At 39.7% G+C, this 15,078-nt stretch carries 16 protein-coding genes; 1 reads left to right on the top strand and 15 read right to left on the bottom strand.

Annotated elements, in window-relative coordinates:
- Window position 1: 1 nt before the first annotated feature.
- Both L8T27_RS12915 and L8T27_RS12920 read right to left on the bottom strand, forming a co-directional pair.
- Window positions 2-478, bottom strand: coding sequence for a chemotaxis protein CheW (locus L8T27_RS12915; protein WP_245399879.1), 477 nt, complete (start codon window positions 476-478; stop codon window positions 2-4).
- A gap of 209 nt (window positions 479-687) precedes the next feature.
- Window positions 688-1,812 carry a tripeptidase T gene (locus L8T27_RS12920; protein ID WP_233313244.1) on the bottom strand — a complete coding sequence of 375 codons (1,125 nt, stop codon included), beginning with the start codon at window positions 1,810-1,812 and terminating at the stop codon, window positions 688-690.
- Between the two features lie 163 nt (window positions 1,813-1,975).
- On the opposite strand from L8T27_RS12920, the gene prli42 reads away from it, so the two are divergent.
- Complete coding sequence (gene prli42, locus L8T27_RS12925) at window positions 1,976-2,068, top strand: stressosome-associated protein Prli42 (RefSeq protein ID WP_233313242.1); 93 nt, start codon at window positions 1,976-1,978, stop codon at window positions 2,066-2,068.
- Between the two features lie 137 nt (window positions 2,069-2,205).
- Here the strand turns inward: prli42 and L8T27_RS12930 are convergent, their stop codons facing one another.
- From L8T27_RS12930 to L8T27_RS12990, 13 genes are all read right to left on the bottom strand, one after another.
- Window positions 2,206-2,727: a L,D-transpeptidase gene (locus L8T27_RS12930; protein ID WP_233313238.1), complete on the bottom strand. Its 522-nt coding sequence runs from the start codon at window positions 2,725-2,727 to the stop codon at window positions 2,206-2,208.
- A 214-nt stretch (window positions 2,728-2,941) separates the two neighbouring features.
- Window positions 2,942-3,664: an amino acid ABC transporter ATP-binding protein gene (locus tag L8T27_RS12935; protein WP_233313237.1), complete on the bottom strand. Its 723-nt coding sequence runs from the start codon at window positions 3,662-3,664 to the stop codon at window positions 2,942-2,944.
- Window positions 3,657-4,316, bottom strand: coding sequence for an amino acid ABC transporter permease (locus L8T27_RS12940; protein WP_233313235.1), 660 nt, complete (start codon window positions 4,314-4,316; stop codon window positions 3,657-3,659). Before L8T27_RS12940 ends, L8T27_RS12935 begins: the two co-directional genes overlap by 8 nt.
- 85 nt (window positions 4,317-4,401) lie before the next feature.
- Complete coding sequence (locus L8T27_RS12945) at window positions 4,402-5,175, bottom strand: transporter substrate-binding domain-containing protein (protein WP_233313234.1); 774 nt, start codon at window positions 5,173-5,175, stop codon at window positions 4,402-4,404.
- Window positions 5,176-5,418: 243 nt separating this feature from the next.
- Complete coding sequence (locus tag L8T27_RS12950; protein ID WP_233313233.1) at window positions 5,419-5,856, bottom strand: BrxA/BrxB family bacilliredoxin; 438 nt, start codon at window positions 5,854-5,856, stop codon at window positions 5,419-5,421.
- Between the two features lie 110 nt (window positions 5,857-5,966).
- Entirely contained in the window at window positions 5,967-7,238 is a 1,272-nt protein-coding gene (locus L8T27_RS12955) for a dihydrolipoamide acetyltransferase family protein (RefSeq protein ID WP_237941686.1), read from the bottom strand.
- Between the two features lie 26 nt (window positions 7,239-7,264).
- Window positions 7,265-8,248 carry an alpha-ketoacid dehydrogenase subunit beta gene (locus L8T27_RS12960; protein WP_233313230.1) on the bottom strand — a complete coding sequence of 328 codons (984 nt, stop codon included), beginning with the start codon at window positions 8,246-8,248 and terminating at the stop codon, window positions 7,265-7,267.
- Window positions 8,249-8,262: 14 nt separating this feature from the next.
- Window positions 8,263-9,255: a thiamine pyrophosphate-dependent dehydrogenase E1 component subunit alpha gene (locus tag L8T27_RS12965; RefSeq protein WP_233314714.1), complete on the bottom strand. Its 993-nt coding sequence runs from the start codon at window positions 9,253-9,255 to the stop codon at window positions 8,263-8,265.
- Between the two features lie 53 nt (window positions 9,256-9,308).
- Window positions 9,309-10,730: a dihydrolipoyl dehydrogenase gene (lpdA, locus tag L8T27_RS12970; protein WP_233313229.1), complete on the bottom strand. Its 1,422-nt coding sequence runs from the start codon at window positions 10,728-10,730 to the stop codon at window positions 9,309-9,311.
- Window positions 10,731-10,751: 21 nt separating this feature from the next.
- Window positions 10,752-11,825, bottom strand: coding sequence for a butyrate kinase (gene buk / locus L8T27_RS12975; RefSeq protein ID WP_233314713.1), 1,074 nt, complete (start codon window positions 11,823-11,825; stop codon window positions 10,752-10,754).
- A 40-nt stretch (window positions 11,826-11,865) separates the two neighbouring features.
- Window positions 11,866-13,500 carry a sigma 54-interacting transcriptional regulator gene (locus L8T27_RS12980; protein ID WP_233313228.1) on the bottom strand — a complete coding sequence of 545 codons (1,635 nt, stop codon included), beginning with the start codon at window positions 13,498-13,500 and terminating at the stop codon, window positions 11,866-11,868.
- Window positions 13,501-13,696: 196 nt separating this feature from the next.
- Window positions 13,697-14,422, bottom strand: a complete 726-nt coding sequence (locus L8T27_RS12985) for a glycerophosphodiester phosphodiesterase (protein ID WP_233313227.1) — start codon at window positions 14,420-14,422, stop codon at window positions 13,697-13,699.
- 84 nt (window positions 14,423-14,506) lie between these two features.
- Window positions 14,507-14,707, bottom strand: coding sequence for a cold-shock protein (locus L8T27_RS12990; protein ID WP_127737529.1), 201 nt, complete (start codon window positions 14,705-14,707; stop codon window positions 14,507-14,509).
- Between the last annotated feature and the right edge of the window lie 371 nt (window positions 14,708-15,078).

The following is a 15,078-nucleotide window of genomic DNA, read 5'->3' on the forward strand; positions in this document are numbered from 1 at the left end:
ACTACACAGGCTGTTTGTTCATATAATCCTTAATTTCTTTGATGCCATCAAGGGAATCAAGCAGAATATGCGGCTCAATCACCATAACGAGGCGATTGTCTTCCAGATTCAAGACACCTGTGAAATAGCTTGTCTTTTGATAGGCAGACAAGCCTGCTTGTTTAATCATCTCTGCTTTTACATCTATTATTTCCTTGGCTGCATGAACTAAGACAGCAAATGACAGTTCTTCTGTTTTAATAACAATCAGCCTGTTGTGCTCATTAGACTGCGTTGCCTTATTATACAATACATTTTGCAGATCAATAACGGGAATAAGCTCATCCCGCACCTTCGTAATTCCAAGCACATAAGAAGGCAGCTGAGCTATATTTGTTATATTTTCCTCTTTTTCGATGGATATAACGTGCTTAATGGAAATAGAGTATTCTCCTGAACCAACTTGAAATATTACCGCTTTATCTAAATCCTGTATCATTTATACTTCTCTCGCTTTCTATTAATTTTTTATGTAAATGGATGTTATTTGAAAGTCACTCTAGTATTATTATACTAATTTTATCTAATATCCTCTACCAAAACGACTAAATCTAGCTGTTTTTATCCGTTAATTGACATTATTTCAGTATATCACTCCTGTTATTTCTCCATAATAAAAAGCTTTCCCTTTTAAGGGAAAGCTTTTTATTATTTTGCTGCTGCAACTTCCTCAATAATTGCCACAACCATCTCTGCCAATTTATTCAGTTCTTCGATTGGCATTCTCTCATTTGTTGTATGTATCTCCTCATAACCGACTGCAAGGTTAACTGTTGGAATACCAAACCCACAAATTACATTTGCATCGCTGCCGCCGCCGCTTTGCTGCAATTCACAGCTTCTGCCGATTTTTGCTGCTGCTTTGCGCGCTACTTCCACAACATGGTCTCCTTCGCCAAACTTGAAACCTGGGTACATTACTTCGACATCAACAATCGCTTGACCGCCCATGTCTTTAGCAGCTGTTTCAAATGCACTCTTCATCTTTTCTACTTGAGCTTCCATTTTTTCAGCTATTAACGAACGCGCTTCTGCAAGGATATCCACATGGTCACAAACGATATTCGTTTGCTGGCCGCCTTCGAAACGTCCGATATTTGCTGTTGTCTCACTGTCAATTCTGCCTAAAGGCATATTGGAAATAGCTCTTGATGCAATCGTAATCGCAGAAATGCCTTTTTCAGGTGCAACACCAGCATGAGCTGTTTTGCCAAGGATGGTCGCTTTAATTTTTGCTTGTGTAGGTGCAGCGACAACAATATTGCCGACTTTTCCATCACTATCAAGTGCATAGCCGTATTTAGCTTTTAAAAGGGACGGATCTAGCGCTTTAGCTCCAACCAATCCAGACTCCTCACCGACTGTGATGACAAATTGAATAGTGCCATGCGGGATAGACTGCTCTTTCAAGACAGTGATAACTTCAAGCATAACTGCAAGACCTGCCTTATCATCAGCACCTAAAATAGTTGTGCCGTCAGTTACGACATAGCCATCTTTAATGGAAGGCTTAATGCCGACACCTGGAACTACAGTATCCATATGAGAAGTAAAGTAAATTGGATCTGCTCCCTCTGCATTTCCTGGCAGTGTACAAATCAAATTTCCGGCACCATGGCCAGTTACAGCTGTTGTGTCATCTTCAAATACATCTAAGCCAAGTGCTTCAAATTTGCTTTTCAGCAATGCACAAATCTCTTTTTCATATTTTGTTTCGGAATCTACTTGCACAAGCTCCAAAAACTGATTTAATAAACGTTCGTTATTTATCATATTTCGTTCCTCCAAATAATTACTCACTTTATTAGTATACACCTAAATCAGCAAATGTTTGAATATATTCGCTTTGATTCATGGAAATTTCTTTATAGTTGTTACTTTATGCTTTTCCTAGTAAAATAGAAGGACAAGAATAAGCAGATAAATGGAGGAATTTATGAACAAAAAATTTCAAAAGATCGTCGTGTATTTGATGATTTTTATCATGTTGCTTTCTACTCTAATGATTGGATTGAGCATGCTGTTCTAAATAAAAAATGGCCTGTTATTAAGTGCTGCACCCCAAAAGTTAGAGTTGAAATCTAACTTTTGAGGTGTTTTTTTATGGCTAAATATAGTGGGAATTTCAAACTGAATATTTTTCAAGAGTATTTGAAAAGTGCTTCTTTACATATTTATGCCTTTATCAATTGCTCCATATTCAACAGCTAACGATTCAGCATCCTTACTGGAATCTGTAATCAGCACCTTTGTACCTAAAGGAACAGATTGAAAGATTGACTCAATTGCCTCATTTTGCATACGCACACAGCCTTGTGACACATAATGGCCAATGGAGGCTGGATTGTTCGTGCCATGAATTCCGTATGTTCTTCCTTCTGTGCCTTCTGCATCAAACCCAATCCATCTTGTGCCTAACGGGTTTTTCGGATCTCCGCCCATAATATCCTTCTTGCGGTAATAAGGATTGATTGCCTTTACAGTCACAGTAAACAGCCCTTCAGGTGTGAGTTCATCCTTTTTTCCTGTCGCCACACTAATAAGTGTCTGCACCCTGTTATCATCCACTAATGCCATTTGATTCGTGCTTTTATTTATAATAACGAACGGGTCGCCCGGCATTGGATTATCGCCAAGCGGCCAAATCGGAGACACAGCCAGCAGCAGACCTGCCAGTAATTTCAGCATCCACACACATCCTTTTTAGTCTAGTATGTGTGAACACTGTATTTTTATACTATAGTTTATTAATAGCTAAATGATAACTAGAATTTATTTGATTTCCCATAACTAGGCCGAGTTAGCGGCTATTACATAGATAGCAAGTCTTTGGGAAAGATTATCATGTCTAATAACCAGTAAAATAAAAAAAGCTGCCTTTTATCAAGACAGCTTTTTACTATTACAGCATTTTTTCTAAAAACTCTTTCGCTCTTGCACTTTTCGGATTTGAAAAGAACTCTGCAGGCGGCGCATCCTCAACGATTGAGCCTTGATCCAAGAACAATACTCTGCTTGCAGCTTCTCTAGCAAAGCCCATTTCGTGTGTAACAATCAGCATCGTAATCCCTGTATTCGCCAATGATTTCATAACTTCAAGTACTTCCTTAACCATTTCCGGATCTAAAGCTGAAGTAGGTTCATCGAACAAAATAACCTCTGGATTCATAGCAAGTGCTCTGGCAATTGCTACCCTTTGCTTTTGTCCGCCAGAAAGACGATTCGGATATTCATTAGCCTTTTCAGCCAAGCCGACTTTCTGCAGCAACTCTTTCCCTTGCTTTTCAGCCTCAGATTTGCTCATACCTTTAACTTTAATTGGTGCATAAGTGACATTTTGCAGGACAGTCTTATGCGGGAAAAGATGAAAGTGCTGGAATACCATTCCGACATTTTCTCTCATTTTTTTAATGTTAGCCTTCTTAGCTGTAACTTCCACATTATCAATGAAAATTTTACCTTCAGTCGGCACTTCTAATAAATTCAGGCAGCGCAGGAAAGTGGATTTACCAGAACCAGATGGCCCGATAATTGTCACTACCTCACCTTTTTTTATTTCTGTTGAGATTCCTTTCAAAACTTGTAAGGAACCGAATGATTTATGCAATTGTTGAACATTAATCACTTCTTCTCATTCTCCTTTCAAGAACCTTCGCAAGCAATGTCAGCACCATTACCATTACATAATAAATTACCCCTGCAAGCAATAATGGTTCGAAATAGGAAAATTTGTCTCCACCCATTATATAAGCCCTTCTCATTATGTCCGTAACACCAATAACTGTAACGATTGCTGATTCCTTCGTTAAAGAAACCGCTTCGTTTATAAGTGCTGGAAAAATGTTTTTCAGTGCTTGTGGAAGAATTAAATCGAACATTGCTTGTCTGTTGCTAACTCCAAGAGCAAGCGCTGCTTCCTTTTGGCCTTTATCCACAGCCAGAATTCCTGCGCGGATAATCTCAGAAATATAGGCAGCTGAGTTTAACCCGAATGACATGATTGCCGCTGCAGCTGGTTCAATTTGCACACCTGTAATTTGCGGTGTGCCGTAATAAATAATCATTAACTGAAGAACAAGCGGCGTTCCTCTAAAAATAGACGTATATGCATCTGCAATCCAGCTCAATACTGGGAATTTGCTAATTTTTAAGATCGATAGGACAATCCCTAATACAAAGCCTAATATTCCTGCAACAAATACGATTTTTAATGTAACGATAATTCCTTTTAATAGAAAAGGAAGGGATGGAATAAACTGTTGAAAATCCAATTCCATACAATGACTCAATCCTTTCAAAAAATAAGAAAACGTTAAAGAGAGTCTCTTTAAACGTTTTTCTTATTTAAGCTATTTATTTATGTTAGTTATCAAACCATTTAACAATTAACTTATCCAACTCGCCGTTTTCTTTCATTTTATTCAATTCTTCATTAAACTTCGCTGTTAAATCACTGTCTTTTGGAAACGCGATTGCAGAACCAGCATCGTCATTTGCTTCTGTTGCAGTAAAGGAGCTTAAAGTATCATCCTTTTTCAAATACCCTTGTGCTACTACATCTTCAATGATTGCTGCATCAAATCTGCCTGCTTTAATTTCTTCCACCAACTGTGGAATACGGTCACGGTTTTCGACTTTCACATCAACTTTTTTTGCGATTTCATTTGCAGCATCTTCTTGAATGGATGCAAGCTGTACGCCGATTGTTTTGCCTTTCAAATCTTCCACGCTGTTAATATTGCTGTCTTTTTTTGTAATAACTAAATCTTGAGCAGTATAGTAAATATCACTGAAATCAACATTTTCTTTTCTTTCAGGTGTAGGTGACATACCTGACATAACTAAGTCCACTTGGCCTGCTTGGATTGCTGGAATCAAACCGCTGAAATCAAAGTCTTTCACTTTAATTGTATAGCCCAGTTTTTCACCAAGTGCATTTGCTAAATCAATATCGAATCCGATAATATCTTCACTTTTTGCTGAATCAATGTATTCAAACGGTGGATAGTCAGCTGATGTTCCCATAATAAGTTCTTTTTTATCAGAAGAACTTCCGCTGTTGCTGTCATCTGTGCTTGTACCACAACCTGCTAGAATTGCTATCATTAACAGCATAAGTGCCATTAGTTTTTTCATAAAGTTTTCCCCCTATAATCAATATGATGTATTTTGCGCGATGTTTTTTCGTTCTCATGAGAGTTATATTCATACAACTATATGCATTTTAACACAAACTAATAATTATTCAATACACTTTATACAAATTCATTTAAAAAAATAATTTTCCAAAAGGATGAATTTAACTACTTTTCTGAAAAAACTTTATAATAAAAGACAGAGGATAATTTCCTCTGCCTATCTTTTACTTATTTTGAAAGTTTATACTTCCTCACAATATTCTTCAAATGCATTTTGCAGTTTCCCGACAACTTCCATTGGATCATGGCCTTCGATTTCATGACGTTCTACCATCTTCACAATTTGCCCGTCTTTTAATAAGGCAAAGGATGGTGAGGATGGTGCATATCCTGTAAAGTATGATCTTGCTTTTTCTGTTGCTTCTTTATCCTGTCCAGCGAAAACCGTTACGAGATGATTCGGCTTCTTCTTATAATGTAGGGAATATCCTGCAGCTGGACGGGCAATACCTCCTGCACATCCGCACACAGAATTGACCATCACTAATGTAGTTCCTTCTTTAGCAAAAGCCTCATCTACTGCCTCAGGTGTAGTAAGCTCTGTATAGCCAGCTTCTTCCATGTCCTGGCGTGCTTGGCGAACAACATCGTTCATGAATAAATTAAAATCGATATTCATTATTTTGCCCCTCCGATTTATTTGATTAAGACATTATGTCCAGTATTTACTTATCTATCTTATTATTATCAATTGACCCGCAACTTTCAATTAATATGTTTTATCTTCTATTAATAGATTGGCGTATTGTCTTTTGTTGTATTTTCTAATCTTTCTTTCAAACGCTGCATAAATCTTCCACATACCAAACCATCAAGCACACGATGGTCAAGAGACATACACAAATTAACCATATCGCTAATTGCAATCATGCCATCCTTAATAACAGGACGCTTAACAATCGACTCAACCTGCAGGATTGCCGCTTGCGGGTGATTAATAATACCCATTGACTGAACTGAACCAAAGGAACCTGTGTTATTCACAGTAAAGGTTCCTCCCTCCATTTCATGAAGCTGCAATGTACCGTTTCTTGCTTTTGCAGCAAGTTCCGTAATTTCTCTTGCAATTCCTTTAAGGGATTTCTCATCGGCATTTTTGATAACTGGTACAAATAGTGCATCTTCTGTTGCGACAGCTATAGAAATATTTACATCTTTTTTGCGAATGATTTTATCGCCAGCCCATGTTGAGTTAATTTCCGGGAATTCCTTTAATGTTTGCGCAACTGCTTTAACGAAGAAGGCAAAATACGTAAGGTTATAGCCTTCTGCTTTTTTAAAGGAGTCTTTGACCTCGTTTCGGTATTGAACAAGCTTTGTTGCATCGACCTCGATCATTGTCCAAGCATGAGGAATATCTTGCTTGCTTTTCTTCATATTAGCGGCAATCGCCTTGCGCACACCTGTTACTGGAATCTCGATATCACCAGGAACTGCTTGAGCATCAACAACTTGAGGAGCTGGAGCTGTTTGCTGTACAGCTACGTGTACTTGCTGCTCTTTTTGCACGTCGATTTTTTCTGGTGCAGCAACAGGCTGCTGTATCGATTGGCCACTGTTAATAGCAGCTAAGACATCTTTCCTTGTAATTCGGCCGCCTAATCCACTGCCTGTTATCTGGCTTAGATCAATTCCTGCTTCTTGGGATAGGCGCAGTACTGCAGGTGAATATCTTGCTTTGCCTGCTGCAGGCTTTTCTGTTGTATTGCTTGATGCTGTTTCTTTGACAGCAGGAGCTGCTGCTGTCACTTCTTCTGCTCCTTCTACATCAATGATGCAAATGACTTCACCGACTTGCAGTGTATCTCCTTCTCCTGCAATCAGTTCTTTAACACTGCCTGAAAAAGACGAAGGTATTTCTGCGTTGACTTTATCTGTCATTACCTCAGCCAATGGTTCATATTTGTTGACAGTATCTCCAACAGAAACGAGCCATTTGCTGATTGTTCCTTCTGTTACGCTCTCTCCAAGCTTTGGCATGGTAATCTTTTCACTGGACATGTTATCCCTCCTTATCACTCAAATCATTAAAATTCTGCGAGCTTACGCATAGCATTTTCGACTTTTTCCGGGCTGACAATGAAGTGTTTTTCCATCGTCGGTGCATATGGCATAGCAGGAATATCTGGTCCAGCGAGCCTCATGATTGGTGCATCCAAGTCAAACAGGCAGTTCTCTGCAATAATTGCCGCAACCTCACTGATGATGCTGCCTTCTTTGTTGTCTTCTGTTATTAACAGAACCTTCCCTGTTTTAGAAGCTGCCTCAATAATTGCTTCTTGGTCAAGAGGATAAACAGTACGCAAATCCAATACATGTGCAGATATTCCGTCTTGCGCAAGCTTTTCTGCTGCCTGCAGTGCGAAATGTACACATAGTCCGTATGTAATGACTGTAATATCTTCTCCTTCTCTTTTTACATCTGCCTTTCCGATCGGCAGTACATAATCATCCTCAGGCACTTCCCCTTTAATCAGGCGGTATGCACGCTTATGTTCAAAGAAAAGAACAGGATCTGGATCACGAACAGCTGCTTTTAGCAATCCCTTCACATCATACGGTGTGGAAGGCATAACAATTTTCAATCCAGGCGTATTGGCAAACATTGCTTCCACTGATTGCGAATGATAAAGAGCGCCATGAATTCCTCCGCCGTATGGTGCGCGAATAACAATTGGACAAGTCCAGTCATTGTTAGAGCGGTAACGAATCTTTGCTGCCTCTGAAACAATTTGGTTTACAGCAGGCATGATGAAATCAGCAAACTGCATTTCCGCAATCGGCTTCATACCGTACATCGCGGCACCGATACCGACTCCCGCAATCGCAGATTCTGCAAGTGGTGCATCGATGACTCTTTCTTCACCGAATTGTTCATATAAGCCGGTTGTCGCCTTAAATACGCCACCTTTCACACCGACATCTTCTCCTAGGATAAATACCTTTTCATCTCTTTCCATCTCTTCTCTGATGGCCATAGTAACTGCATCAATATATGAAATAACTGCCATTATTTCTTTCCCCCTTAATTCCCGTACACATAATTCATTGAGTCTTCTGGTTTTGCATATGGAGCCTTTTCTGCATATTCAGTTGCTTCATTGATAATTTCCATAATATCAGCATTCAGCTCTTGGTCCATTTCTTCTGTCAGGACACCAACTTCTGTTAAATAATTTTTAAATGTGATAACAGGGTCCTTCGCCTTCGCTTCTGCTACTTCCTCGCGGCCTCTGTAAGTTCTGTCATCATCGTCAGAAGAGTGAGGAGTTAAACGATAAGAGACTGTCTCAATAAGAGTCGGTCCTTCCCCTCTTCTTGCTCTGTCAACTGCTTCTTTAGTGACACGATATACCTCAATTGGATCATTGCCGTCCACTGTATATCCTGGCATGCCATAACCGATGGCTCTGTCTGACACATTTTCGCAAGCTAATTGCTTTTCGATTGGAACAGAGATAGCATATTTGTTATTTTCACAAACGAAAATGACTGGGAGTTTATGTACTCCAGCAAAGTTCGCACCTTCATGGAAATCTCCCTGGTTGGAGGAACCTTCTCCAAAGCTGACGTATGTTACAAAATCTTTCTTCTCAATTTTACCAGCCAAGGCAATGCCCACAGCATGTGGAACTTGTGTAGTTACAGGTGAAGAACCAGTTACGATGCGGTTCTTTTTCTGTCCGAAATGTCCTGGCATTTGTCTGCCGCCTGAGTTAGGATCTTCTGCTTTAGCAAACCCTTGCAGCATAATTTCTCTTGGCGTTTGTCCGAATGCAAGCACAACACCTAAGTCTCTGTAATACGGCAATGAATAATCTTTAGCTCGGTCAAAGGCGAATGCCGTACCTACTTGCGCTGCCTCCTGGCCTTGGCAGGACACAACGAAAGGAATTTTTCCAGAGCGGTTTAAAAGCCACATCCTTTCATCGATACGTCGTGCTAATAGCATATATCTATACATTTCAAGTACTTGCTCATCTGTTAATCCTGCATTTAAATGGCGCTTTTCTACCATTTGATTACCTCCTACATTTCCTTGTCTCACTTTTTTATCTCCAGCTATTTGCGTCATCCGTGTATCTCCTTTCCATCAACTGCTAATGCAGCCTCTCCGATTGCTTCAGATAATGTCGGATGAGGGTGTATCGTTGCTCCTATTTCCCATGGAGCGGCATCCAGTGTGGCAGCTAGCGCTGCTTCTGAAATCATGTCAGTAGCATGAGGTCCGATAATATGAACACCTAATATATCATCTGTTTGCCTGTCAGCAATTATTTTGACAAAGCCTTCCGGTTCGCCGTATACTAGTGCTTTTCCGACTGCCTGGAAGGAGAATTTCCCTTTTTTAATTGTAAAGCCTGCATTTATTGCTTCTTCTTCTGTATATCCAATACTCGCTATTTCTGGACTAGTATAGATACATTTTGCGATTTTTTTGTAATCTAGCCGCTCTGGCTGCAATCCTGCAATATGCTCGACAGCCTTTATCCCTTCATGGGAAGCAACATGGGCCAGCTGAAGTCCTCCAATAACATCGCCAATCGCATAAATATGAGCTTCCTTCGTCTGGAAATTCTCATTTACCTGTATGGTATTATTGTCGAAGATGATTTCTGTATTTTCCAAACCCAATCCTTCCACATTGCCGATTCTGCCGACTGAAACAAGCAGCTTTTCGCCTGAAAAGAACACCTTTTCACCCTTTATTTCTGCTTGAACAGTGACATGCTCATTTTTCTCCAGCGTTTCAGGCAATACTTTAGCACCTATGACAACCTTGACACCTTTTTTCTCCAGCTGCTTCTTCAGTTCAAGGCGAATATCTTTATCCTCTGTTGGCACAATTGTGTCGCTGTATTCTATTAAGGTCACATCTACATCAAAATCAGCAAGCATGGAAGCCCATTCTACACCGATGACACCGCCGCCGACAATAAGGATTGATTTTGGAAGTTTATCCATTTTTAATGCTTCTTCTGAGCTGATAATCAACTCTCCGTCAATCTCGAGTCCGGGCAATGTATTAGGTCTTGAACCAGTAGAGACAATCACGTTTTTAGGAAGCAGCATCTCGTTTTCTTCTCCGTTATTCATCTCAACAGAGATAGTCCCTGGAATGGGAGAGAATATAGATGGACCGAGAATTCTTCCTTTCCCTTCATATACGTCGATTTTCCCTTTCTTCATCAAATACTCGACACCTTTATGCAGCTGGGTGACAATACTATTTTTTCTTGCTTGAACCTTTCCAAAATCAAAGCTCACATCATTCACAAGCACACCGAAGTCCTCGCTTCTTTTAGCCGTTGAATAAACCTCTGCACTTCTCAGTAAGGCTTTGCTTGGGATACAGCCATTATGGAGGCATGTACCGCCGAGTTTGCCTTTTTCGACTATGGCTGTTTTTAAACCTAATTGGGAAGCGCGGATTGCCGCAACATAACCGCCTGTCCCGCCTCCTAAAATAACTAAATCATATTCGTTAGCCACTATATTCACTCTCCTAAAAAATTACTTTATGTTATATGCTTTTGCTTGCTCTTCCCCGCGAAGAACACGTAAACATCCATTTGCTAATGATTGCATATCATTTTCACCCGGGTATGTGAACACATCTGCTATCCATTTAGTCCGTTCGACAATTTCGTCCACAAGCATCGTGCTGTAAGCCATAACCCCTGTCAAGATGATTGCATCAATTCTGCCGGCAAGAACAGTACTTGCACTGCCAATCTCTTTTGCAATCTGATAAGAAAGTGCATCGAAAATGAGCTTATCCTGCGTGCTGCCTTCCTTGATACCGGCTTCTAATTGACGGAGTTCCTTTTTGTGCAAATAGCTGTTTATACCTGCGTGGTACAGCAGCTGCTCTTTCATTTCCTTATAGCTGTATTTGCCGGAATAGCAGAGGTCGACCAAATCACCATGTGGAAGACTTCCAGCTCTTTCAGGGCTGAAGGGCCCTTCTCCGTTCAGACCATTATTAACATCAATGACTTTTCCGCACCTATGTGCTCCGACCGTAATTCCGTCTCCTAAATGGGCTACTATAAAATTACAATCCTCATAGGACCTGCCAAGCTCCATCGCAGCCCTTCTGCCGCTTGCTTTATGATTTAATGCATGAAAGACACTTTTTCTGGAAATAAGGGGATATCCTGATATTCGGGCAATGTCTTCAAGTTCATCAACCACAACTGGATCAGTGATAAAAGCAGGGATATTTAATCCCGCGGCAATCTCCGCTGCTATTAATCCGCCAAGATTGGAAGGATGCTCTCCTCTTTCGCCTGCCTTAAGATCTGCTATCATCGCACTGTCCACCATATATGTTCCGCCTTCAATCGGCTTTAACAAGCCGCCTATTCCGGCAATTGCGTCAAGCCTGGAAAGATTAAATCCTTCAGATAGAAGAAAATCCAGAACCTTCTTCGTCCTTGCAGGCGCCTGGGCAGCGATGTTAGGATAATCTGCTGTATCCTCCTGCATGATAGATTGCTCAAAGATTGGCACTTCATTTTCATATAGGGAAATAACTGTTGATTCGGATTTAGGGTTTATGACTAATATTCGATGTTTTTCCATCATCTTTGATAATCCTCCCTGTCCAGACAGTTTTTATTTGTTAGTTCAAATGATATTTTTCCAATTTATAATATAAATTCCGGACAGATAAGCCTAGCTTCTTCGCTGTTAACGTCTTGTTTCCATCAAGTTTTGCCAATGTACGCTCGATAATAACTTTTTCATATTCCTCAACAAGCTCAGAAAGCGGTTTATCTTCTGGTTCTAGAAGGATTGCATTCTGACTGTTGTCAGCAGTGCTGCTTGAAAAAGCGAGATCAGCTTCTTTAAGGATTGTTTTCTGTCTATCTATTTTTGCAAGTGAATGAAAAACAACAGCCCGCATTTCTCTGAAATGATGTTCAAACGGGAAGCTTTGCAATGCTTCTATTGCAGTGTTGTCAACAGAAGCAACACAGCTGCCATACTCCTTATTGGCTAGTTGTATCCATTCCTTCACCAGTGGAGCTATATCCTCTTTCCTTTCTTTAAGGGAAGGGAGATGAATGCTCGTCTGCAGCAGTTCATAATATAGTTCCTGCAGAAACAAACCTTTCATCATTGCCGTTTCCACATTAACAGAAGCGGAGAGAACTAAACGGTATCCGGCAGTTTCATCTTGATTGGAACAGATGAGATGCAGCTTTTTTTGCTGCTCCATAGATAGATCTGTAATATTTTCCATATACACCGTACCTGAAGGCTGCAGGGAAGTATCTTCACTTCTAAGCATTTCCAAAAACGCTGAAACTTTTTCCTGCTCTTGCAAACAATCAATAGCAGTAAATGCTTGATATCTTCTCTTCCCCTCATTATGGATGGCATTTGCAAACATTTTCTTGCCAGTACCGGCAAGACCACGCAAAAACACGGTATAATCCATATCAGCTGCTATTTTCCCCTGCTGCACAGCCATCTTCATCCGCGGGGACTCTGCTGTAAAGTCTTCAAACCGGCTTTGTGCTTCTAATGTACGAATAATTTTTCTAGATTGCTCAAGCTTCTTCCTTAGTTCCGCCTGCTCTATATCATAATCAATAAACAGAATACAGCCCTTCCATATCCCATCGATCAAGTTAGGAATACATCTAATATTTCCTTCTATTGAAGGTCCTGCCACTTTTTGCACAACAGTCCTTCTAGTCTCCATCGTCTTTTTGCTCACATTACTGAGCTGTTCCTTCCATTCCGCTTCAGCAGAACTGTCTTTCTTTAATAAATACTGAAACTTCTCATATGCAGGATTTTGCAAGATAACTAACAGATTTTCATCCATAATCACAAATGCTTGTGATGCGTTTTGCAGTACTGCCTGCATTCCCTGTTGTATGTATTCATCAACACGCCAATCCTCTTCCAATGCCCTATCCTGCTGAATTATCGCAGCTGCTCCAAGCAATTCTCCATCCTTGTTTAAAAGGGGAAAACGGGACACATGCACGGAAATATGTTCAGACAGACGGAATAACTTTCTGATTTCTGCCTTTTTCGTCTGGAGCACTCTCATCAGCTCTGCTTTAGGAAAGACATCAAGAATATGCGCATCCTTCGCTAACGGCCTTTTGTTCTGATGTGCAGCAAGCGTGCTTGCCTGCTGGTTGTAATAAACAATTCTTCCTTGTTTATCAATGAGCACGACCGCTTCTTTTAAGTCCTGAAAGATCGATTGTTCTGTTGATTGATAGGATAAATCCATTTGCAAAAACCTCACTTTTTGCATAATCATAAAATATTAACCGTGCAATTTATTTCATATCTATACTATAAACATATTTGCAATTCCATGCAAATTTTTTCTCGATTTTTATGTATTCTGATAATTTATTCAATTTAAACGCTTACATTTTTTACATAAAAAAGGTACCTGCATTAGTAGCAGGAACCGCACAGTCCTATTTAGAGGATGCCTGAAGAATTTGCATAGCTTGAACTGGTTCATCCGTAATAATAGCGGACGCTCCGGCTTGGATAAACTCTGTCATTTTCATTGCATCATTAACGGTATAAGGCCTAACACTTATGCCAAACCTTTCAGCCTGCTCCACCATTGGAATGGTGATCCTTTTGTAATTAGGATGAATTCCTTTAGCCTTGATTGCTGTTGCATAAATCCATGGCTGATATATTCTATCTGAAAGCAGTGCGGCTGTTTCTATTTCTGGGGCAATTCGGTGGCTGAGCACCATGCTGTAATGATTAAAGGAAGAAAAGATAATCCGGTCACCTAATCCAAACTCAGAAATAAGATTAATTGTTTTTTCTTCCATGCCATCATATGGGACATTATTGTTTTTAAACTCAATATTGCATAATAAGGAGTTGCCCTGCATCCATTCAAACAGCTCTTTTAATGAAGGTATCTTTTCGTTAACACCAGCAAATTTATAAGAAGCTTGTAATTTCCTTAACTCACTAAAAGTATGTTCTGCAACAAATCCAGTTCCATTTGTCGTGCGGTCCACTGTTTCATCATGAATGATGACTAATTCGCCATCCTTCGTCATTTGCACATCCAGCTCAATTCCGTTCGCTGAAGCCTTCTCTGCTTCCGTGAAAGCTATCATCGTATTTTCAGGAAAACGGGCAGAATAACCTCTGTGAGCAAATATCAATGTCATATACACACACTCCTAAACTAGAAATTGTGTTGATAGTAAAACAGACTCTAACGAAAGTTAGAGTCTGTTTTTGTTGAAAGTTAATTAAGCTTTAGTAACGTTAGCAGCTTGTGGTCCGCGTTGTCCTTCTTCTATGTCAAAAGAAACTTCTTGGCCCTCATCCAAAGTTTTGAAACCTTCAGATTGAATAGCACTGAAATGTACGAATACATCTTGTCCTTCTGAAGTTTCGATGAAACCAAATCCTTTTTCAGCGTTGAACCATTTTACTTTACCTGTAGCCATTTTTGTTTCCTCCTATGTGCTTCACACACTATGTATTACTATCCTTGCTCTTCATAAAAAATAAAGAATGTTCTATCCTAACTATTTACTTCGAACAAAAATAAGTCTCCTTTATAGTAACAGGTTAAACATGGGAAAGCAAATCTTTACAACAAAGTTTACAAAAAGAATGAAAAATTTATGATTTCTTTATACTTTTCGACTGATTGTCATTTTCGTAATCCTTCTAAAAAATAACCTTGCAACGATAAAGATGAGCCAATACAAAATATAACCCATCTAAACACGAATAATAATATTCCATCTAACTTAAACTTAGAAACAATAAAGCTTGGTATTATTCAATACGGCTTTAAAATTAGTTCGTTTCA

The sequence above is a fragment of the Niallia sp. Man26 genome (assembly GCF_022049065.2).
Lineage (GTDB): Bacteria > Bacillota > Bacilli > Bacillales > Cytobacillaceae > Niallia.